Origin of the sequence: Alcaligenes sp. Lyrl_28, from assembly GCF_051948705.1 — a bacterium.
GTDB classification, from domain to species: Bacteria; Pseudomonadota; Gammaproteobacteria; order Burkholderiales; family Burkholderiaceae_B; genus Alcaligenes; species Alcaligenes ammonioxydans.
This window is the reverse complement of sequence record NZ_JAYJLG010000004.1, coordinates 47773-67356: the sequence shown is the minus strand read 5'-3', so window position 1 is coordinate 67356 and position 19584 is coordinate 47773. Positions and strand designations below refer to the sequence as shown.

Annotated in this window: 20 protein-coding genes; 3 read left to right on the top strand and 17 right to left on the bottom strand. The window is 57.8% G+C overall.

Going from position 1 to position 19584, the window contains the following annotated elements; translation table 11 throughout:
• Positions 1-8: 8 nt before the first annotated feature.
• A complete protein-coding gene (locus tag VF694_RS10940) occupies positions 9-1226 on the bottom strand; it encodes an FAD-binding oxidoreductase (RefSeq protein ID WP_003805237.1) in 1218 nt (405 codons plus the stop codon).
• A 5-nt stretch (positions 1227-1231) separates the two neighbouring features.
• Complete coding sequence (locus VF694_RS10935; protein ID WP_003805239.1) at positions 1232-2275, bottom strand: aromatic ring-hydroxylating dioxygenase subunit alpha; 1044 nt, start codon at positions 2273-2275, stop codon at positions 1232-1234.
• Between the two features lie 184 nt (positions 2276-2459).
• Here VF694_RS10935 and VF694_RS10930 point away from each other — a divergent pair, with 184 nt between their 5' ends.
• Entirely contained in the window at positions 2460-3410 is a 951-nt protein-coding gene (locus VF694_RS10930; protein WP_426345370.1) for a LysR substrate-binding domain-containing protein, read from the top strand.
• 238 nt (positions 3411-3648) lie between these two features.
• On the opposite strand, the gene VF694_RS10925 is transcribed toward VF694_RS10930, so the two are convergent.
• Complete coding sequence (locus tag VF694_RS10925) at positions 3649-4842, bottom strand: amino acid aminotransferase (RefSeq protein ID WP_003805245.1); 1194 nt, start codon at positions 4840-4842, stop codon at positions 3649-3651.
• Positions 4843-5304: 462 nt separating this feature from the next.
• On the opposite strand from VF694_RS10925, the gene VF694_RS10920 reads away from it, so the two are divergent.
• The gene (locus tag VF694_RS10920; RefSeq protein ID WP_440164351.1) at positions 5305-6054 is read left to right on the top strand and encodes a tyrosine-protein phosphatase; all 750 of its coding nucleotides are present in this window, start codon (positions 5305-5307) and stop codon (positions 6052-6054) included.
• Here the strand turns inward: VF694_RS10920 and VF694_RS10915 are convergent.
• From VF694_RS10915 to VF694_RS10880, 8 genes are all read right to left on the bottom strand, one after another.
• Positions 6051-7151 carry an MBL fold metallo-hydrolase gene (locus tag VF694_RS10915; RefSeq protein WP_336580002.1) on the bottom strand — a complete coding sequence of 367 codons (1101 nt, stop codon included), beginning with the start codon at positions 7149-7151 and terminating at the stop codon, positions 6051-6053. The genes VF694_RS10920 and VF694_RS10915 overlap by 4 nt on opposite strands.
• A 349-nt stretch (positions 7152-7500) precedes the next feature.
• Positions 7501-8607, bottom strand: a complete 1107-nt coding sequence (locus VF694_RS10910; protein WP_059318084.1) for a hypothetical protein — start codon at positions 8605-8607, stop codon at positions 7501-7503.
• Positions 8608-8633: 26 nt separating this feature from the next.
• Entirely contained in the window at positions 8634-9656 is a 1023-nt protein-coding gene (locus VF694_RS10905) for a Nif3-like dinuclear metal center hexameric protein (protein WP_059318325.1), read from the bottom strand.
• A gap of 249 nt (positions 9657-9905) precedes the next feature.
• Positions 9906-10256 carry a DUF2294 domain-containing protein gene (locus tag VF694_RS10900; protein WP_131071079.1) on the bottom strand — a complete coding sequence of 117 codons (351 nt, stop codon included), beginning with the start codon at positions 10254-10256 and terminating at the stop codon, positions 9906-9908.
• A 42-nt stretch (positions 10257-10298) separates the two neighbouring features.
• Positions 10299-11243, bottom strand: coding sequence for an ornithine cyclodeaminase family protein (locus VF694_RS10895; protein ID WP_440164348.1), 945 nt, complete (start codon positions 11241-11243; stop codon positions 10299-10301).
• Positions 11244-11255: 12 nt separating this feature from the next.
• Positions 11256-11534 (bottom strand): 2Fe-2S iron-sulfur cluster-binding protein, encoded by a 279-nt coding sequence (locus VF694_RS10890; protein ID WP_003805258.1) that lies wholly within the window; start codon positions 11532-11534, stop codon positions 11256-11258.
• Positions 11535-11545: 11 nt separating this feature from the next.
• Positions 11546-11890: a hypothetical protein gene (locus tag VF694_RS10885; RefSeq protein ID WP_059318082.1), complete on the bottom strand. Its 345-nt coding sequence runs from the start codon at positions 11888-11890 to the stop codon at positions 11546-11548.
• On the bottom strand, positions 11890-12198 hold the full coding sequence (locus VF694_RS10880; protein WP_003805261.1) for a 2Fe-2S iron-sulfur cluster-binding protein: 309 nt from the start codon (positions 12196-12198) through the stop codon (positions 11890-11892). Before VF694_RS10880 ends, VF694_RS10885 begins: the two co-directional genes overlap by 1 nt.
• A 200-nt stretch (positions 12199-12398) precedes the next feature.
• Here VF694_RS10880 and VF694_RS10875 point away from each other — a divergent pair, with 200 nt between their 5' ends.
• Entirely contained in the window at positions 12399-12590 is a 192-nt protein-coding gene (locus VF694_RS10875) for a hypothetical protein (protein WP_131071081.1), read from the top strand.
• Here the strand turns inward: VF694_RS10875 and VF694_RS10870 are convergent.
• The 6 genes from VF694_RS10870 to VF694_RS10845 form a co-directional block, all read right to left on the bottom strand.
• A complete protein-coding gene (locus VF694_RS10870; RefSeq protein WP_003805265.1) occupies positions 12587-13621 on the bottom strand; it encodes a 2Fe-2S iron-sulfur cluster-binding protein in 1035 nt (344 codons plus the stop codon). The two genes, VF694_RS10875 and VF694_RS10870, sit on opposite strands and share 4 nt — an antisense overlap.
• A gap of 20 nt (positions 13622-13641) precedes the next feature.
• Positions 13642-14121: a GlcG/HbpS family heme-binding protein gene (locus VF694_RS10865; protein WP_003805267.1), complete on the bottom strand. Its 480-nt coding sequence runs from the start codon at positions 14119-14121 to the stop codon at positions 13642-13644.
• Between the two features lie 31 nt (positions 14122-14152).
• Positions 14153-15613 (bottom strand): aldehyde dehydrogenase family protein, encoded by a 1461-nt coding sequence (locus VF694_RS10860; protein ID WP_131071082.1) that lies wholly within the window; start codon positions 15611-15613, stop codon positions 14153-14155.
• Positions 15614-15673: 60 nt separating this feature from the next.
• A complete protein-coding gene (locus VF694_RS10855; protein WP_003805271.1) occupies positions 15674-16408 on the bottom strand; it encodes a TenA family transcriptional regulator in 735 nt (244 codons plus the stop codon).
• 124 nt (positions 16409-16532) lie between these two features.
• Positions 16533-18014: a gamma-glutamyltransferase family protein gene (locus VF694_RS10850; protein WP_440164345.1), complete on the bottom strand. Its 1482-nt coding sequence runs from the start codon at positions 18012-18014 to the stop codon at positions 16533-16535.
• Positions 18011-19528, bottom strand: a complete 1518-nt coding sequence (locus tag VF694_RS10845; protein WP_003805276.1) for a hypothetical protein — start codon at positions 19526-19528, stop codon at positions 18011-18013. Before VF694_RS10845 ends, VF694_RS10850 begins: the two co-directional genes overlap by 4 nt.
• Between the last annotated feature and the right edge of the window lie 56 nt (positions 19529-19584).

Genomic DNA, 19584 nt, shown 5'->3' with positions numbered 1-19584 from the left:
AAAAACTCTTAAGGCAATTCCACGGCCACCGGACCACGGGGACGGGAACAGCACAGCAAGACTTTGCCCTCTGGCACAGGGTCCAGAGGCTCTTCAAAATAATCGACCTCGCCCGATACCAGGGTGCACATACAGGTATTGCACAGGCCCGCCCGGCAATTAAAGTCCGGACTCAAGCCCGTTTCCTCAGCCAGATCCAGCAGGGAAGGACAGTCCTCATGCCATTGGGCCTGACGACCGTCGGGCAGGAACGTCACGGTTTGCGTCGCATCCACGGCGGTTTCCGCACTGGTTTGCGCAGCAGCTTCAGTGATGGCGGGGAGCAACGCCTGCTCTGCGTTCACCCCTGCGGCGCTGGAGACCACGGCCGTTTGCCCCTCAGGCTGAACCGTGCTGGCGGCAGTATCGCCAGCCAGGGTGTTTTCCAGCACCGTGGCCGGGCCAAAAAACTCGTAGTGAATGCGCTCTCGCGTCACTCCCAGACTACGCAGAACGCCGTAATTGCTCTGCATGAAGGCACCAGGCCCACACAGGTAAAACTCGTAATCATCCAGCGGTAGCCAACGCTGCAACTGCTCACGGGTAATCAGTCCCGCCACATGGTGCAAACCGGCTTGTACGTCATCTTCAGTCGGGTTGCGATAGCAGAAGTAAAGCTGCACGCCGTCACGCTGTGCGGCCAGTTCACGCATTTCATCCGCAAAGGCATGAACCGAGCCGTTATCGCAGGCGTGAATCACGTAGACCTTACGCTGACTGCGTTTCAGCAAACGATGCAGCATGGCCAGCAAGGGAGTCTGGCCCACGCCGCCACTTAGCAGCACCACAGGCCGCTGGCTGCTCTCGTCCAGCACAAACTCGCCAAGTGGCCCTGCCGCGCTCAGCACATCACCTGGCTGCACCTGTTGATGCAGATAGGAGGAGGCCAGACCATCGGCCACGCTTAACCCTACCGGGGCCTTCTCGTGTTTGACGGAAATACGCAAGCGGTCCGTGCTGTCGGGGTCCCCCGACAGACTGTAATTACGCAGCACGGTTTGTCCGTCAATTTCCAGACGAAACACCAGATACTGGCCTGGCTGATAAGGCGGCATCACACCGTCCACCGGGGCCAGCACAAAGGAGGTAATCACATCGCTTTCACGCTGTTTTTCCAGAACACGGTAATCCCGAAAACGGCGGCTGGCCGGGGATGCAGTGGACGCAGATGAGGCAGTCGGGCTCATGACGCTCAAGCCGCCGGGGTCTCGCTGGCGACCGTCTGCTCGGCCTGGATCAGCTGGCTGATCTTGCGACGGAAGCGCAAGGGGCCGGAATCCAGCGGCAAGTCCAAGGCAGCGGGACGCTCTTTCAGGGCTTTATGCACCTCTTCCAGAACCACTTTGTCTTCCAGGAACGCATGGCGCACGTCTTCGTTGAAAATCTTGGAAATGGCCTCGTCATCCGGGCTGAAGTTGCGCAGCTGGAACCAGAAGTAGCGGGTGTGTTCCTCGTCGATGGGGGTCAGGAAGTTATAGGAGTCCATCAGGAAAACGTCTGGGTGGTACTCGCTGGGCTGCTCGGTGGCGGCACCGGCAGGCAGGAAGATGGCCTTGATAACGGCCAGCGACGGGAAGCGTACTTCGTATTGCTGCTTGCGGTCGCAATTGCCTTCAAATTTCACAAACTGCTTGTAAAACGGCGCAACTTCCACGTTTTTTGACCAGCGCGAGACCGTCACGCCATTGTCCTCAACCTTCACCGTCAGGGGCAGGCCGATGATGTCGGGGCTACCAAACGAGCTTTGGTGTACCCAGGATACGTGCGAGGGGTCCAGCAAATTGTCGGTGACGTACAAGTAATTGCAGTCCAGTTCCATGGCATCGCCACGATTCACGCCCCATTCGGGATTGTCCCACTCGGGGATATCAATCAATTTGGACGGGTCTGCCAGCGCTGGGTCCCCCATCCAGACCCAGACCAGACCATAACGCTCCGCACAAGGATAACTACGTACCACCGCACTTTTAGGAATTTGCGCCACGCCGGGCGCCTTGGTACAGGAGCCGCTGCAATCAAAGGTCAGGCCGTGATAGCCACACTCCACCTGATCACCAATCAAGCGACCTTTGGACAAGGGCAGACGACGGTGCGGACAGGAATCTTCCAAAGCAACCGGCTGGCCGTCTTCTCGACGGTACAGCACCAGATTTTCGCTAAGCATACGCACGGGCAGCAAGCTGCGGCCAAGCTGCGCAGCTAAAGCGCCAACATACCAAGCATTACGTACAAACATGGTTTACTCCCAACTCTGAATGCGACGCATGAAGGCGAAACGCATCCACCCATGCTCTATGTGTCTTTGAAGAATGCCGAGCCAAGGCCCAGGATCATCATAAACGCAATTAAATTCAGGCTACTATCCATTTCGTTTAGAATTTCTAAACCTAAATGACTGTTCTGAACGGGGCCTACCGATCATGGATACTTTGCCTCCCCTACGTGCCTTGCAAGTCTTTGAAACGCTGGGCCATAGCCAAAGCCTGCAAGAAGCCGCCCGACGTCTAAAAATTACACCCGGTGCGATCAGCCAGCAATTACGGTTGCTGGAACAGTCGCTGGGCTGCAGCTTGACCTACAAGGAAGGCAAGCGCCTGCGGCTGACGGCGGCCGGGGTACGCTTTCACGAAATTTGCACCCAGGCTTTTGAGCTCCTGCGTGACGGCCGGCAAGAAATGGAGCGGTCGCGCAATACCAGCCTGTTATCCATCAGCGCCCTGCCATCCATGCTGAAAACCTGGATGGCCCCGCTGGCATTTCGATGGCAAGAGCACTATGACCCAGAACTGACGCTGCATCTGAAAGGCAGCCATGCCGAGCCTGATCTGGAAGCAGAACAGATTGATTTTCGGATTACCTATGGGCAAGCAGCCGCCCGCCCCCGCAGCTTTACCGAACTGTATACCGATCGAGTCGTCCCCGCCTGCAGCCCGCTTCTGCTGCAAGGGCAGGCTCCGTTGCGGCATCCACGTGATCTGCTGAACTATCCGTTGCTGTCCTCGGACTGGCAGCCGCGCTTTACCTCGCCACCGTCCTGGCGAGACTGGTTTGAATCGCTGAGCGTCGACCCCGGCGAGCTGCCCTTGGATCGCTTCCGCGTTTTTTCGCTCTCGCATATGGCTTTGGAATGCGCTGTCGCCGGTCAAGGGTTTGTTTTAGCCCAATGCTCGATGATAGAAAAAGAAGTCCGCCACGGGCAGCTTATCCTGCCCTTCTCCCATTCCTTACCCCTGCCCTGGCCCTACGTGTTGACTCGACGGGCAGGCGCCTTTGAATCGCCCCATAGTCAGGACTTTCACCGCTATTTACTAAACCGGGCTCGACAACAGGAGCAGATCAATCAGGAGATTCTGTCCTGGGCGTTAGCCTAAGTCCGCCGCCGACAGACGGTTTCAAGAGGGCTGGGTTGAACCGGCCCAATATAGGCAAGCGACTTACCGGCCAGGATGCGGGGTGATCCAGCGGCCTGATCTGGATGGACGGGTCGGGCTGCGTTGCCGCTCAGTCTGGGTAGACTTCCTTTCCTCCAATTCACCGAAAAAAAACGTGTTGCCGGCCCCACAAAGGCTGGCAACACGTTCTTGGCTTCGTCAGCAACGACGGTACGGTTTAGGCCACGACTGCCGCCATCGACTCCGCAAAATAATCAACGTTGGACTGATTCAGGCCAGGCACGCTGATGCGGCCCGATTCCAGCACGTACACGCCATAATCGTCACGCAGCTTCTGAATCTGCTCTTTGCTCAGCCCGGTGTAGCAGAACATGCCTTGTTGTTTGACGAAATAGCTGCTGTCGTACTGGGGCGCCAGTTCTTTCAAACGCTCGTGTACACGCTTGCGCATGGCAGCGATACGCTGACGCATGGTTTCCACGTCAGCCGACCATTCCGCCAGCAAGGTTTCATCCGACAAGACCGAGGCAATTGCCTGACCACCATGCGAGGGAGGATTGGAGTAAATGCGACGTACCACCGCTTTCAACTGCCCCAGAACACGATCTGCTTCATCGGCGCTCTGGCACACCACCGACAACCCGCCGCAACGCTCGGAGTAATAGGAAAAGTTCTTGGAAAACGAGTTTGCCAGCAGGAAGCTCAACCCGGCATCCACCATGGCACGTACGGCAAAGGCGTCTTCATCCAGACTACGACCAAACCCTTGATAGGCCATATCCAGGAAAGGAATCAGCTTGCGCTGCTGCAGCACAGGAATCAGTTGCAGCCACTGCTCATCGCTCAGATCGGCCCCGGTGGGGTTATGACAACAAGGATGCAACAAGACAATGCTGTACTCGGGCAGCACGGAAATGTCCTCCATCAACCCAGTGAAGTCCAGACCGCGAGTGGCTGGATCGTAGTAGCGATAGGTATGGGTACGAATGCCCGATCCCCGGAAAATGGAGTGGTGGTTATCCCAGGCCGGGTCACTGATCCACATTTCACTCTCGGGGTAGGCTTCGTGCAAAAAGTCGCCCCCGACTTTCAAGGCGCCGGAGCCACCCAGTGTCTGAATGGTCGCCACACGTCCTTCCTGCAGCACCTTGCTGTCGGCACCAAACACCAGCTTCTGTACAGCGCTGCGGTAAGAAGCCAAGCCTTCAATAGGCAGATAGCCACGTGGCTGGCCCTTGGCGGCCCATTGCTCTTCAGCGCGGCGAGCCACGTCCAGCAGGGGCAGACGGCCTTGCTCGTCGTAATACAGACCAATGGTCAGGTTAACCTTGCGATCGCGCGGATCGGCGTGAAATGCCTCATTCAAGCGGAAAATCGGATCACCACCATAGGCCTGCAAATGCTCAAACATGCTTGTTCCTTGAAAAATTACGGTTCTGGGCCGTCCGGTTGGTCGACGGTCTGTCCAAATATGCATTGACCTTATACCTTGGGCCTGCTTTAGCCACTATATCGGGGATCTTTTGGCAGCACCTGAGCATGCGAGCGATGCGTGAATGCCTCATCAGACTTGTCCCCCCTGACCAGGCACCACACCTGTTCTTGTCTAGTCGGTGCAGGCAACGCATCGCGCGCCTCCCTATCTCGCCTTGGGTCAGTCGGATTCAAGGGACATGAAGGCATGATGGCGGTCGCGTTGCCTGGGCCTTGCCAGCAAAGAATATACATGGCTTTTTCGCGATGCAGGAAGCCTCGTCAGCGCTGGGCGGGGTTTTGCCCGACCTGCCGTTCCTATGTCACCGTATTGTCATATGCAGATCCTGCTCAAGACCGTTAACATGAGACTTTCATCGTTTCCACACAGGAGTCCGCCGTGCCCGTATCGTCGCTGCCCAGTCCCGTATCCTGCCCTTTAAAAGGGGCCAGCAATTTCCGTGATATTGGCGGCTATGCCACGGACTCCGGCTCTTTTCGTAAAGGTCGTGTCTACCGCTCGGACCATCTGGCAGATTTAAGCCAGCAGGATCTGGACATCCTCAAGGAGCTGGGCATTGCGCGCTCCCTGGATTTTCGCGGGGCGCACGAGCGCAAACGTTCGCCTTACCAGTACAGCTTTTTGACCAGTCACGCCCTGATAGTCGAACCCACCGTCTTACCCGATTTTCTGGACATGCTGGCTCAAGGCCAGGGGGATGTGCAGGCTGCGCACGCCACGATGAACAAGACCTACACCGAGTTCGTAACCACCCATGCCCGCACCTTTGCCCAGGTCTTTGATCAACTGCTGCAAGCCGATACGCCCGTGGTGATGCACTGTACGGCCGGGAAAGACCGGACTGGCTTTGCCGTGGCCTTGTTGCACCGCGCCGCTGGCGTCCATCCAGATGATGTCATGCATGACTATCTGCTGACCAAGCAGTTCTTCCGCCGCCCCGATCTGCCTGATAACCGGGGTATCCGCGACGAAGTACTGGATATTCTGTGGGGTGTTCAGCCCGAGTTTTTGGAAACCGCCTTCAAGACGATTGATGCCACCCACGGCAGCCTGGATCGGTTTTTCCAGGATGCCTTACAGCTCAGCCCCGCCCGACGCGAGGCCCTGCTGGAACGCTACGTCGCCTAAACCACCCTCACGGAGGTCGCGGGCAGTTCCCAGTGACCTTCCAGACTCAAGGCCGGTCCCAGCACATTGCGCCAGGTTGGCAGATCATGCATTTGCGTGAACAAGGGCATGCAATAACGCGGCTGCACCATATCCACCAGCCAGCGCAAATCGGACAGACGGGGATGCACATTCCAGCACAAGGTGTGAGTGCCGCGCGGCGCGTGCGGGGCGACATAGCCGGTGTGTATCAGCAAGCGGCTGCCGGGCGCTGTCTCCGGGTCCAGGGAGTGCAGCCGATGCTCCCGGATCAGCTCGCCCGCTTTGCCCTGACACCCGTCCGGTTCGCCGGCCAGCACCAGGTGAGCATGCGGATCAAAGGCGGCAGCACGCGGCATGAGCTCGCGCAACGCCTGTTGCACCCCAGGCAATAACAGGTCACTGCTCTGACTGATCATGCGGGTCAGGTTTTCATAGCAGGACGCATCCATGCTCCAGTCCTCGTATCCTTGCTGCTGACGCCACAGGGCAATCTCTATTGCCCGGCCCGAAGGCGGCACCGGCAACAAGGCGGGATGAGACTGTAACAAGGATTCCAGAATGCTCCAGGCCACATGATGCGACTGGTCGTACAAACCGTAAGAGGCGTCCAGTAAAGCCAGATGCGCAGGTGGTGGCAAGTCAAACGGAAACAGCAGGGATTCGCAGGAAAAATCCCCGCTATAAAATAGCCCGCCCCCCACATCCAGATGCAGCCAGACACCTCCCAGCGCGTGGCCGGACAAGCCGGTACGCACAGCAATATCACCGATATAGGTCGTGCCGCGCGTGGGCAGCTCGCGCCAGGTTCGCCCGGCAGGCAAACTGCGTGCGGTGGAGGCGGTGGCATAGACAGGAATATGCTCGGGCAGCTGGGACAGCGCGCCGATATGGTCCTGGTGATCATGGGTGACCAGGATGGCATCCACCTCCAGTCCGTGATACCAGTCGCACGCCTGCCCGGGATACAGCGGGCCGCCTGCATCCAGCAGGAGTCGCAGGCCACAGGCCTGTACAAGGATAGCGGCGGGCGCCTTGCCTCCATAACCGCTCAACACCGTCACCTGGGTCTGGTTCATGGTCCTTCCCCCACAAGGCCGTGTGATCCACACATCGCCAAGCCACACCCGGCATCCTGCTGTGTCGCAGGGCTAAGCACCGGGCACACAGGCAAAGCATCGATTAGCGCAATAGGCCGCAGCACAGGCTGCCGGACAGAAAAAGGCATCAACTTAAAGAACCAGAGTCACCGAAGTGCCCTGCCTTAAAAAGACTACGACAGGCTCAGGTTAAACAAGAGTTCTTTCAGCCCTGTTACAGTTTTATGGCAGTTCGATGGCAGTGTGGGCTCGCGGACAAAACCGGCAAAAATAAAAAAAAGAGCGCCAACATCAGCGCTCCGAAAGTGGGGGAACAACAAACAGGATTTCAGACAATCAAAGGCGTCAGGAACACAGCCAGCACCACCGCAGTCAGCAAGCGCATCACGATGCCCAAAACAGCCGCTACCATGACCTCCTTTTCATTCAGATCCGAGCATTCGGCCCAGACCACGGGGATCTGCCCAAAGACCGCAGACAAGGGCAAGCCGGAGGACGCCAGTACAAACGAGCCCACCACCAACGACGGGTCCAGGGTCGAGGCAATCGCCTGCAATTTGCCCATCGCCAGGGTAGGGCTGACCAGCATGGCCAGCAAACCGGTTTCAGGGTGAATGTTCAAGGCCAGCAAACCACGCTCAAGCACCGCACTGATCGGCGCCCAGACGCCGATATGCTCAAGCAGGCCAATGACGCAAAACACCAGAGCCACTGCCGGGATCAGAATCAACAGCAAGAGCTCTACCCCTTCCCGGGCCGCCTTGAACAACATGGGCGCAAAATCGATATTCGGCGTAAAGCGGGGGGCCGCGAGTAAATCCACCGAACGAACATTGCGGTAGACCAGGCGTGACAACAACAGGGGGGACAGCAGCAAAGGACCGAAGATCGCAATCAGCACCACGGCAAAGACATTGACCCCCGCAAAGGTCAGCGCCATCATGCCCAACATGAAGGTCGAGAACGACTGTTGGGACTGCACCATCGTGGCCACTGCAATCTTCTGCTCGTCCTTGGTGGCTCCGGCCTGGCGCAACAAAGGTCCCGAGATACGGCCAGCCGCGTTGATGTCGCCAAAAATGTTGTACACACTGGGAATAATCACCGCTGGATTGATCCCGATAGCGCGCATGGCGGGCATAAAGACCCGCATCATGGCGTCGGTAAAACCCAGGCGCTCCAGCAGGCGTCCAATGATGACGCTGATAATGACCGCCACCCCCACCTGTCCGGTCAAGAACACATCCACCACGACCGGTTTGACCTTGTTGAGCACGGTATCAAAGGCACCGGACAAGGTAGCGGGATAGAAAAACAGCGTCAGCATGGCCAGGATCAACAAGCCCAGGCCGACTGCCTCAATACGCTCCAAAGGACGACGTCCCGCAGGCGCTACATGCACTACTTTGTCGATTTCTATTGTTTTGTTATCCATGTCTCTCTCCGTTCAGGAAGCTGGACCTACTGGAAGCTCAACACGTTCTTGCCCATCAGATGGGCGGTCGAAAAGTGCTGGGCGTAGTCGCGCAAGCGGGCGCCTCCTACCTGATGCACGGGTGTGGAGGTGACCCGGTCACGGAACATCACCACCTCGACACCCTCGAGCAAGGCGCTCAAGGCATAAGCCAGCGGCAGCCCATTTTCCAGAATTTCCAGCACATGACTGTTACCCACCAGGAAATTCAGGCCCAGCTCCCGAGCACACTCAATCAGTGCATGACCGTCATAAACCCGGCTGATCGACGCCAGTACCGTATCCACCCCCGGATTCTCGGCCACCGCCTGGCGCAAATGTTCGGGGCTGAAACCGGTATGGGGGAAAATATGCAAAATGCGACCCACCCGGCTGCTGCGTTCCCCCAGACGAATCGCGCCGCGGGTCAGGGTGCTGGTCTCCAGAATGCTCTCGTTGCCCTTGATGCGACGTTCCGCCTGCAATAGTTGATCCTCCAGATCCAGACCCATGAATCCGTCCAGGCGATCGAGCATATCGCCCAAGGTGCTGACCTCCTCCAAGGGTTCACCCACGAACATGACATTGCCATGAATGGCCCCGTAGGCGATATCGCTTTTTACGACTTTGTGACCATGCAGATACGCAATACCCGGATGCAGGCCGTGAAACGCCTCGTGGCATTCCAGCGCCGCCACGCCGTACAGGTCCAGATAATCCTTCAAGGTCACGCCCCCACAACTGGCCGCATCGGCAATCGGGTGGTGCGCGACAATGGCATCCACACCCGTAGCGCCAGCCAGCTCAATACTTAGCTCGGACATGGTCATGCACACTGCCACCTTGCGCACTTCCTTGTTGGGATCACCATGAATCAAGCCGGGTATCTCCAAGACTTCCTTACCGTAAATCCCCGAGGACTTCCAGATCACGAAGGGATGATGGCCGCACTTGACCTCATCCATACAGGACACCATGCGTCCCCCTGTGATTACATTCAATGCATCTAGCAAATCGGCTACATAGGCCATGATTTTGTCTCCAAATAAAAAGCCGGCCTCCGGCCCTGGGAATTCCCAGGGCCCGAGGCCGGCGGTATGCAAGCACTTCCTGTCGGCAACTTCCCCGAAGCAGGCCTGTCACGGCCTGAACCCGGCTCCGCAGCCCGATGCACACAGCACATCCGGCTTCAGAAGGAAGGACAACAAGACTGTCTACCAGTCAGCTTCTTTTTATCGATTTGGAATTCAGGGCGGCCGCTCACACCACCGCCACTGCATTCACACTCCTTTTTGCAACAACACCATGGTGGAAGACAACTGCGCGACGGCATCGTAGTCCTTGAAGATGGCCACAACATCCAACCCGTACTCTTCCACCAAAACCTGCTTCATCTCCTTTTTGAAGGCCTTGATCAAATACAGATCGGCCAGATCCGCAATATGCGCATTTTCCCGGCTCAGGGTCTGCAAAGCGGGCTGACGCTTGTGCACCGCCAACATGCTGATCCTGTCCTCCGTTACATCTATTTTCAGTGTCACGACACCAGATGCAAAAATACTGCTATTGATGCGGTTGTAATCCCGGGTCAGCGCCTGCTTGAATTCGCCTATAGAAGAAAAGCCTGCCATTCCCATTGCCTACCCCCAACATGCTTGAATTATTGTCGTTTTTCAGTGTGCAGCAACGACCTCCTGCGCCGCCTTGCCAAGCTGATAACGGCGATACGCCAGGCCAGCGACCGCAATATCCTCAATTGCCACACCCACTGATTTATACACGCAAATACCCTGTGCGTCGTAGCCCTGACCCGGGTCTAATTGCAACCAATCGCTGAGCTCGCACAACTTGCCGTCGATACCACAGTCCGGTGCCGCCAGAATCAAGTCTCCAGCCTCAGCCAGTGTCTGCTCCCCCCACTCCACCACAACCGTGCCCGCCCGCTCCAGACAGGCATCGTCCAGCTCCCGCGCAACCGGCAAACTGGAGCCGACCGCCGCCACAAAGCAGCCGGGCTTGAGTGTGCGTCCATCAAACAGGGGCTCCCGACTCCGGCTGGCCGTCACCAGAATGTCCGCCTGTACGGCGATCTCCTCAGGACGCATGGCACGCACCGGTACACCGCATTCCAGCTCCAGCTTGCGACAACGCTCCTCGTTCACATTCGGGCTCCAGACCAGAATCCGACGCACGTCAAAAGCCTGACAAAACTGCATGGCATGCGCGATCCCTTGAGCGCCCAGACCCAGCACGCCCAGGGTTTGGGCTTGAGGGTTGGCACCCCGACGCGCCGCCAACAGCGAACAGGCTGCTGTGCGCCATTGCGTAATCGCACCGGCCTCCAGCGTGGCCAAGGCCTGACCACTGAGTGCATCAAACAACACGATGACAAAGTTGAACGCGCCCCGCACCGTCGTGTAGATCTTGGCCCCTGCTACCTGTTGGCTTGGTATGACCGCCCCCAGGGTGGACAGACGCGTCTCCCCCACCTGCGTGCGCACACGACGCTGCTGGGCCGCGCGCCCCTGTCCAAACTCCAGAAAGGCCTGCTCCAGCACACCCTGCACGGCGGCAGCGTCAAGCAGTTCATGGAGTTGCTGATCGGTCAAATGCAGCATGGGCGACTCCTCTTACCAGCTCACCGTGACATCGCCACGAACAAAGGTCTGGCACGCCATGCGAAAGCCCTCTGCCAGGTCCTGCTCCGACAAATGCTTGTGTTCTTTGGCCTTGACCTCATCCGTATTGTCCAGTCCTTCGGTAATACGGCATTTGCAAGTCCCGCAAATGCCTCCTCCGCACTTGAACGGTATACCGCCCCGCTCCCGGATTGAGACCCGCAGCAAGTTGCTGTTTTCTGCGGCGGACACCACTAAGTCATTGTTCGATGCAAATGTAATCTGAACCATATTCTGCTACCTCAGGATTGCTGCTGTGCCGGGGTCTGGTCCCCAGCCTGGTGACCGACGGCCTGACACTGACGCAACTCGGCCTGGATGCTGCCAAACTGCGTCAGCCCGGCCAGCTCTTCATAAGCCTGCTCGGCGGTTGCAAACTTTTCCATTTGCCGGGTAGGAATGTCATTGATCGTGCCGTTGGGCGTCTCTTCCACAATACGCACGCGCGACCCTTCCTGAATGCGCGCGATGGCAAACACCGCTTTGAAACGTCCCTGAAAATGGTATTCATACGCTGCCACCGTCTCCACACCCACACCCGGCTCCGTGCGATATTCCCCCGGCTTGCTGGTCAGTACCACATACATCACTGCACCTCCTGCATTTCAGCCTGCTCCAGAACAATGTCCTGCGTAATCCACAACTGGCAGGCCAGCCGCCAGCCCTGATCCAGGCGTTCACCCAATTGCTTTTTCTCTTTCCAGTTGGCGGCAGGCAGATGCTCGGCCCCGTCCAGCACACGACACGCGCATTTGGCGCACTTGCCCATGCCGCAACCGTAGGTCAAATGAGGAAAGGGGAATTGCTTGATGCCCGCCCTGACCACCAAATTCGTGTTCTCCTGCACTTCGCCCACATGAGTCTGGCCGTTTTTATGAAAAGTAATGGTTGGCATAAGACCTCCTGCTTGCTGCCAATGATGCGACCGGATTGCGAGCCCTGACCGCCTGAAAAACCAAGAACGGTATACCAAGTCAAAAAATGCGCTTTCTCCGCAACAGATTTCCTTAGTTTTAAACACAAATTTCTGTCAATTTGAGTAGAAACCCCTATTGCGGTATACTTAATTCAATTAAAACCTTAAACGAGACTGTCATGAAAACCCCCGTCGAACGTCGCTATTTGCAGCGTCCCGTCGGCGAGCAGTTGCTGCCTCATTTGGCTCAGCGCAAGCATCTGCGCCGTCGTATTCCACTCATCAATCTGCCCTCGCTCACTGAGCTGTTTGGTAGCCGAAAGAAGCGCGACCCCAAAGCGGCCCACGATCAGCTCCCGCACAACGCCTAGGCAAGAGAAGGCTCTGCCGCACGGGTATCGGACTGAAAGTTGAAGGCATCGGCATACATGAACTGCTCATTGGCACCATGTTCCTTGAACAGGCCACGTGCCTGCTCAATCATCACGGGCGAGCCGCACAAGTAGATGGCATGCTCTGACAGGTCGGGTTCATCCCGGCATACCTGTTGTTGCACATAGCCCCGAGCGCCTTGCCAGCTCTCGTCAGCATGGGAGAGCACCGGGACAAAACGGAACTCGCACAAGCGGTCCGCCCAAGACTCGATTTCCTGGGCCAGATACAAATCCTCGGGTCGGTTCATCCCCCAGTACAGGCTCACGGGCGGGCAATCTTCCTTGTCCAGCAAGGACTCCAGAATTGCCTTGATCGGTGCAATACCCGTACCGGTGGCCACCATGACCATGGGCCTCCAATCTCGCTCACGCCAATAGAACACGCCCAAGGGCAGTTCCAGTCGCAGTTCGTCTCCAGCCTTCAAGGCTGGCAGATGCACCTGGGTAAAACGACCGCCTTCCACTTCCCGCACATGCAGTTCAATCCGACCCTGTGCCGCATCGGCATTGGCCATGGAAAAACTGCGCGCACGCCCGTCCTCGAGCAGGATGTTCAGATACTGACCCGGACGAAACTGCACTTGCACGTCCTGGGGCAACTGCAAGGTCAAGCGCCAGATTCCCTGGCACGCCCGCTCCACGCGATGAACCTGCGCCCTGACTTGCTGCACTTCAGGCAGCTCATCACGATGGGCAGCCAGACTGATTTCAATATCGGCATCCAGTCGAGCCTGGCAGGCGGCGGCATGGCCCTGCTCGTGTTCTTCATCAGTAATGCTCATGGGCAGGCTGTCATCCTCGTAACACACCTTTCCGCGAGTGACCTGAATGCGGCATGTGCCACAGCCACCGAACTCGCAGTCGCTGTAAATACGTACGCCTTGGCGCTGGGCGGCCTGCAAGAGGGTCTCCTGCGGTTCTACCCAAAACTGCTCGCCCGTTTCCTTGATATCGACACGATGGGCCATGACCCGTCCTCCTGATGCCACTATTTCTTGATATCGGCCTGAACCAATACATCCAGACCCTCATCCTTCAAGGCCTCGGCCAGCGCCTGCAAGCCAGCAACCCCGGCTGCCGTGTCCTGCTCGCCATTACCACCACTCAGGCCTATGCCACCAATCACTTCGCCATTGACCACAATGGGGTAGCCACCCACAAAGGCGGCAAAACGCCCCTCAAAGCTCAGCTGAATACCGAAAGCCTCATTGCCGGGCAAGGCCGGACCATTGGGCGCGGTAGTGAACAAATGGGTCGAGCGCTTATGGCCCGCCGCTGTAAATGCCTTGTTCCAGGCAATCTGGGCACCCGTGATACGCGCGCCGTCCATGCGTTCCATCACAATGGGATAGCCGCCCTCATCGACCACACACACTGTCTCCAGCACACCAATCTCTTTGGATTTGGCAATCGCCGCGTCCACCATCAAGCGCGCTTCGCGCTGTTCCAGACGTAGGATCTTTTTCATAATGCTTCTCGGTAAATCGGGTTAATAAAATTCAGATGCCGCGATACACGGTCTTGATCTGGGTGTAGAACTCCAGACCCGCACGACCGGATTCACGGAAGGTAGACGTGCTGGACTGTTTCAGCCCGCCAAACGGAGCATTGATCAGATTGCCGGTCGTCGTGCGGTTAATCTTGACGGTCCCGGCCTCGATATCATTGGCAAAGCGATGCGCATACTCGGCACTGCGTGTCACGATGGCAGCCGACAAGCCGTATTCGGTATCGTTGGCCATGGCCAACGCCTGCTCATAGGAATCGATTTCCAGCAAGGCAATCACGGGTCCAAAAATTTCTTCACGGGCAATACGCATCTGCTGGGTCACGTCCGTAAACAAAGCCGGGCGCATGAACAGGCCGCGTGCGTAGTCGCCTTCGGTCAAACGTTCGCCGCCCAGTAAATGGGTGGCTTCCTGCTTGCCAATGGCCACATATTCCAGAATGCTTTCCAACTGGCTTTCGGTGGCAATAGGCCCCAGATCGGGATTGCCATTCAAACCATTACCCACGGTCAAGGCGCTGACTTTCTCTACCAAGCGCCGCGTGAATTCTGCTTTGACCTGACGATGCACCAGCACACGGCTGGTCCCTGTGCAGGCTTGCCCACTCAGAGAAAAGCCACCCTGCACCACCAGCTTGACGGCCAGATCCAGGTCGGCGTCCTCCATGACAATCAAGGGGTTCTTGCCACCCAGCTCCATTTGGGTCCGGGTGCTCATACGTGCCTGACGACAAATGTCTTCACCCGCCTGGGTCGAGCCAGTAAACGAAATAGCGCGTACCTGAGGGGATTGCACCAGCGTGGGCCCTACTTCACTGGCCCTGCCATGCACCAGATTCAGCACACCAGCCGGAATCCCCGCTTGTGCAAAGGCTTCACACAGGTAGTAGCCGGTCAAGGGCGTATCAGACGACGGCTTGAACACAACGGTATTCCCGGTGATCAGAGCGGGGGCAATCTTGCGTGCCGGGATGGAGATGGGGAAATTCCAGGGCGCAATCACTGACACCACACCCAATGGCTCGCGCTGGGTATAGACCAGTTGCTGCGCATCATCCTGGGGAAATGTCTCGCCGGTGTAGGTCTGGCCTTCAACCGCATAAAAGCGCAGGGTCTGGGCCGAGCGCCCGACTTCCATCTTGCTTTGCGCCAGCGTCTTGCCTTCTTCCCGCGTCAAGCCTTGCGCAATGCGCTCCACATTGGCATCGAGCCACGTGGCCGCTGCATTCAAGATACGTGCCCGAGTGGTGATCGGCGTGGCCCGCCATCCGGCAAAGGCAGCCTGGGCAGCAGCCACGGCGGCCTGCGCATCCTGCGCTGTGGATAGCGGGAAAATGCCCACTACATCGTCCCGATCAGCCGGATTCAGATTGGGCTGCGTACGTCCGCTCTGGCTGGGTTGCCATTGCCCATCAATAAAATTGTCGAAAACGACGTCCTTGAGATTTTCCACCGCTGTACTTCCTTGTCTCTAGATTGGCGGGCAGCCCATCTGCCCGCCCGACTTTCCGGCTCAGGCCGCTTCCAGTTGCAATTCCTGCAGGCTGATCTCGTCTTTGACGTAGTCGTTGTACAAGGAAGTTGTATACAGTAGACGCATTTCGGCGCCAATTTCACAGATACGCAGGCAGCGCTGCTGCAGTTCCACGGTGTTGGCGTGCTCCAGCACGATCTGGTAGCCGCGTTCGCCATGAATCTCGTCGGACACGATATGCAGGTCGAAAAACTCCACCTCTTCGTCGGTAAAGCCGTACTTTTCGCGCAATGTGGGCGTTTGCTTGCGATAAATCGAAGGCACCTGGGACTCCAGGCCCACCACCAGACCAGCAACCGCCACCACCGGATCTTCACGCATGGCAATGGCGTAGCACCAGGCCTGCAGCGCACGCGTGGTGGCATTCATATTGTCAGGGTTTTCAATACGGGCCCGTGTCGTGCCGCAAGCCTCGCCAAAGCGGATCAGCAGATCGGTGTGGCGGTCACCACCAATTTCCTCTTCGTACATATTGGCCAGCAAGAAGTCTTTGGCTTCCACGTATTCGGCGGGAGTGCGGGCATACAGATAACCCAGGTAATCGGCAAAAGGGCCCACATAGTGATAGTGGTTTTCAGCCCAGCGAGCCAGATGCTCACGGCTTAATTTGCCAGTTGCCCAGGCAATGCTGAAAGGAGAGGTGTTGGCACTTTTGCCCTTGATGGCGGTTTCCAGTGCGGTGCGAAATTCATCGCGATTCAGCAGTTTTTCCATGACTGTTTCCTTGTTGAAAGACGTCGCCCTTTGCTGCAGTCGACGAAAGATGAGGTTTGGACTATTTAAGTATATTGTATACCGTCTACTATTTTAGAAAGTAGGGAATAACCCTGCCTGGCTCTCAGCCCAGCGCGACACAACCATCTTTGCGCGGATCGGAAACGGCCTTCAAACGGCCGTCCGCCAAACGTTCGACCGCCTGGGCGCCACCGAAATCGCTGCGACCTGCCAGCTCGCCGACTCCCTTATCAGGCGGTCCATACGCCGAACCACGCAAGAAAGCGGCGCAATGTGCATCAAACCCCTCTTCCAAAGCCAGTCTGCCCGCTGCCTCCAGACGCCAGCGTGGGGCAAACAAAGCGCGCTCTAGCGGCCAGCCGTCGCGCAGCACACGTGTCCAGATCTGGATCTGGCCCTGCGGCTGCATCAAACCGCCCACCACACCCAAGCCCATATGAAAGCGGCCGGAGCGCAAAGCTACGGAAGGCACGACGGTGTGATAAGGCCGTTTTCCTGGCCCTGGCCCATTGACATGCCCCGGCCCGGAAAACCCGAACCCCCGGTTTTGCAACACAAATCCACAACCGGGCACCGCATAGCCCGAGCCAAACCGTTTGAAAATACTGGACATGAACGTGACCGCCAGACCCTGTCCATCCACCACTACCGTGCAGACGGTGTTGCCTGCCGGATCGCACACCACCCGGGAAGCCTGAGCCATGGCCGCTTCAGTGGCTTGAACCAGCGCCAGTTCAGCAGCCGCCTCGTCGGCCGGCCGATGCCAGGCAGCCTGAACCGCCTCCAGCACGGCGACGCCATGTGTATTGGGAGGACACTCAAAAAGGCTGAAGTCACCAAGAGCCGTGCTCACCGGTTCACAGAAAAAGCCCTGATGCCGCTGAAAGTCCTGGGCACGCAATAAGCCCTGTACCTGCTTCATGGCCCGTTCCGCCTGCTGGGCGGGACGCCCCAGATAAAAAGCATCTGGCCCCTGCTCGGCAATCTCTTGGAGCACAAGCGCCAACTCGGGATTCACATAGCGCTCACCCGCCTTGGGGGGATTGCCAGCACGATATAAGGCGGCACAGGCCGGATCACGGTGTAGAACAAAGTCAAAGATGTGCCATTCCCGGGCTGCCACGGGCGCCACGGCAAAACCCTCCCGCGCAGCCTCGATAGCCGGCTGGAACAGGCTTGCCCAAGCCAGGCGCCCATAACGCTGATGCATATCCCACCAACCCCGCACCAGTCCCGGCGTGGTGATCGACAAGACATGGCGCTCGGGAATACGTTCTCCTGGCAAGGCCTGAACCTGCTGAGCCGTCAGCAGCAAAGGGGCTGCTCCGCTGCCGTTATAGGCCACAGGCGTACTGTCTGGCGGCGCAATCATGGCCAACAGATCGCCCCCTATACCCGTGGCCATGGGTTCGACCACCCCCATCACGGCATCGGCAGCAATCGCGGCATCGACCGCAGTGCCCTTGAGCTCCAGCATGCGCTGCGCTGCCCGTACAGCCAGAGGATGACCCGCCGCCACCGCCCACTGCTGTCCCAGTCCTTGCTTTTCGCCCGCACGATAGGCTGTCGTCTCCATATCGCTCATCCAAATATCAGCACTGCGCAGATCGTCGAGAGCGCCATCCCACTTAGCACGGGTATCGTCAACGCGCGCACCAGATCCAGAATGTGTACACGGGCGAAACCCGCCACGGCAATCAATGACGACCAGGCAATCAGAGTGCCTCCTCCCGTCCAGATAGCGCCGATCTGTCCTACTGCAGCCAAGGTTTCCACTTCCAGGCCGGAGACCGGGCTCAAAGCCGAGGCCAGGGTGCCGGTCAAAGGCAAGCCCGAAAAGCCCGAACCATCAATGCCCGAGATCATACCGACCAGCAGCACACCAAAAGCCACCAGGAAATGATTGTCCGGAATCAGGTGCTGACCGGCTGAAATCAGCTCGAACAGCAAGCTGGGCGTCTGATCCAGCGGCGTACCCAAAATAGCGGACGTTGCTTCACTAGCCCCCAGAAAGAAGAAGCCGGCAATGGGCAAGACCGAACCCATGGCGCGAAACGCGAACACAAAACCATCGGTCATATGATCCGGGCAGGTATCCAGCATACGTCGCGGGCCTTCGGCCATACAGGTGGCAATCATCATCAGCACAAAGGCCACGCCACCCACCAGACCGGCAGCATCCCCGCCCCGCAGCACCGGCAGGGATGGAATAAAGCGCGGCAAAAGCATGATGCCAATGACACCCAGAAAGGCCAGCGGCGTGGCCCAGGCGAGGATGCGCGAATAACGCTCTTCCTTGGCTGTCAGCCCCACATGCACCGTATGCTCATTCCCGGCGGTGCCACGGGCAATCTCTGCCTTGTCATACGTTCCTTGGGACTCGACCTCATCCAAGGTACTGTCCGGGGCCTGTCGCATCCAGGCATCCAGCAAACGGCTGTCTGCCGGTTTGAAATGACGCCGCATCAGCAAAAACGCCAGACTCAGGGCGACCCCACCCGTAATCCAGGACAAGACCAGCGCACGATCTGCCAGGACAGCCACATCCGCACCGACACCGGCCGCCTTGGCGCTGATACCGGGAGCCACGCCGATAATGTAATCTGACGACAAGGCCATACCCTGCCCGCAAATGGCAATGGCCATGGCCCCTACCAGGGGCGGCAGGCCTGCGGCGATGGCAGCGGGAAGCAGGATGGCCGAGACCAGTGGCACCGCAGGTGTAGGCCAGAAAAACAAGGAAATGAAATAGGTAGCCGCCGCAATCATCAAAAACGACGATCCACTATTGACCATGACCTTACGAAAGGGGGCCACCATCTTTACATCGGCTTCCAGGCGCTTCAAGGAATTGAGCAGCGCCGTCATGAAGGTAATTACCAGGAAAATATTGAACAGTTCCTGGGCCGCCACAAAACTGGCTGAAAAAATGCTGATGAAGCCCTGAATCGGGCTGCCTGTTATGGCGGTAACAACGGCCAAGGTGCCAATCACGGATGGCACCACCACGTTGGCCCGGAAGATCATCGTAATGATGATCACCAGAACGCTGATCAAATAAGCCCAGTGCGCCGCACTGAGCACCACGTCGCTTTGCATGTATCCCCCTTTCCTTCTCTTTTTTCTGACTATCGAGCACACCTGAAACGGTATAC

What these genes read in the sequence shown, in the direction of transcription:
- VF694_RS10930 (WP_426345370.1), top strand. Translation starts at nt 2,460, where the DNA reads ATGGATACTTTGCCTCCCCTACGTGCCTTGCAAGTCTTTGAAACGCTG.
- VF694_RS10900 (WP_131071079.1), bottom strand. Translation starts at nt 10,256, where the DNA reads ATGGCAGGCTTTTCTTCTATAGGCGAATTCAAGCAGGCGCTGACCCGG.
- VF694_RS10850 (WP_440164345.1), bottom strand. Translation starts at nt 18,014, where the DNA reads ATGAGCGATATGGAGACGACAGCCTATCGTGCGGGCGAAAAGCAAGGA.
- VF694_RS10910 (WP_059318084.1), bottom strand. Translation starts at nt 8,607, where the DNA reads ATGGATAACAAAACAATAGAAATCGACAAAGTAGTGCATGTAGCGCCT.
- VF694_RS10935 (WP_003805239.1), bottom strand. Translation starts at nt 2,275, where the DNA reads ATGTTTGTACGTAATGCTTGGTATGTTGGCGCTTTAGCTGCGCAGCTT.
- VF694_RS10880 (WP_003805261.1), bottom strand. Translation starts at nt 12,198, where the DNA reads ATGCCAACCATTACTTTTCATAAAAACGGCCAGACTCATGTGGGCGAA.
- VF694_RS10875 (WP_131071081.1), top strand. Translation starts at nt 12,399, where the DNA reads ATGAAAACCCCCGTCGAACGTCGCTATTTGCAGCGTCCCGTCGGCGAG.
- VF694_RS10845 (WP_003805276.1), bottom strand. Translation starts at nt 19,528, where the DNA reads ATGCAAAGCGACGTGGTGCTCAGTGCGGCGCACTGGGCTTATTTGATC.
- VF694_RS10940 (WP_003805237.1), bottom strand. Translation starts at nt 1,226, where the DNA reads ATGAGCCCGACTGCCTCATCTGCGTCCACTGCATCCCCGGCCAGCCGC.
- VF694_RS10870 (WP_003805265.1), bottom strand. Translation starts at nt 13,621, where the DNA reads ATGGCCCATCGTGTCGATATCAAGGAAACGGGCGAGCAGTTTTGGGTA.
- VF694_RS10915 (WP_336580002.1), bottom strand. Translation starts at nt 7,151, where the DNA reads ATGAACCAGACCCAGGTGACGGTGTTGAGCGGTTATGGAGGCAAGGCG.
- VF694_RS10855 (WP_003805271.1), bottom strand. Translation starts at nt 16,408, where the DNA reads ATGGAAAAACTGCTGAATCGCGATGAATTTCGCACCGCACTGGAAACC.
- VF694_RS10905 (WP_059318325.1), bottom strand. Translation starts at nt 9,656, where the DNA reads ATGGCCTATGTAGCCGATTTGCTAGATGCATTGAATGTAATCACAGGG.
- VF694_RS10925 (WP_003805245.1), bottom strand. Translation starts at nt 4,842, where the DNA reads ATGTTTGAGCATTTGCAGGCCTATGGTGGTGATCCGATTTTCCGCTTG.
- VF694_RS10895 (WP_440164348.1), bottom strand. Translation starts at nt 11,243, where the DNA reads ATGCTGCATTTGACCGATCAGCAACTCCATGAACTGCTTGACGCTGCC.
- VF694_RS10865 (WP_003805267.1), bottom strand. Translation starts at nt 14,121, where the DNA reads ATGAAAAAGATCCTACGTCTGGAACAGCGCGAAGCGCGCTTGATGGTG.
- VF694_RS10885 (WP_059318082.1), bottom strand. Translation starts at nt 11,890, where the DNA reads ATGTATGTGGTACTGACCAGCAAGCCGGGGGAATATCGCACGGAGCCG.
- VF694_RS10890 (WP_003805258.1), bottom strand. Translation starts at nt 11,534, where the DNA reads ATGGTTCAGATTACATTTGCATCGAACAATGACTTAGTGGTGTCCGCC.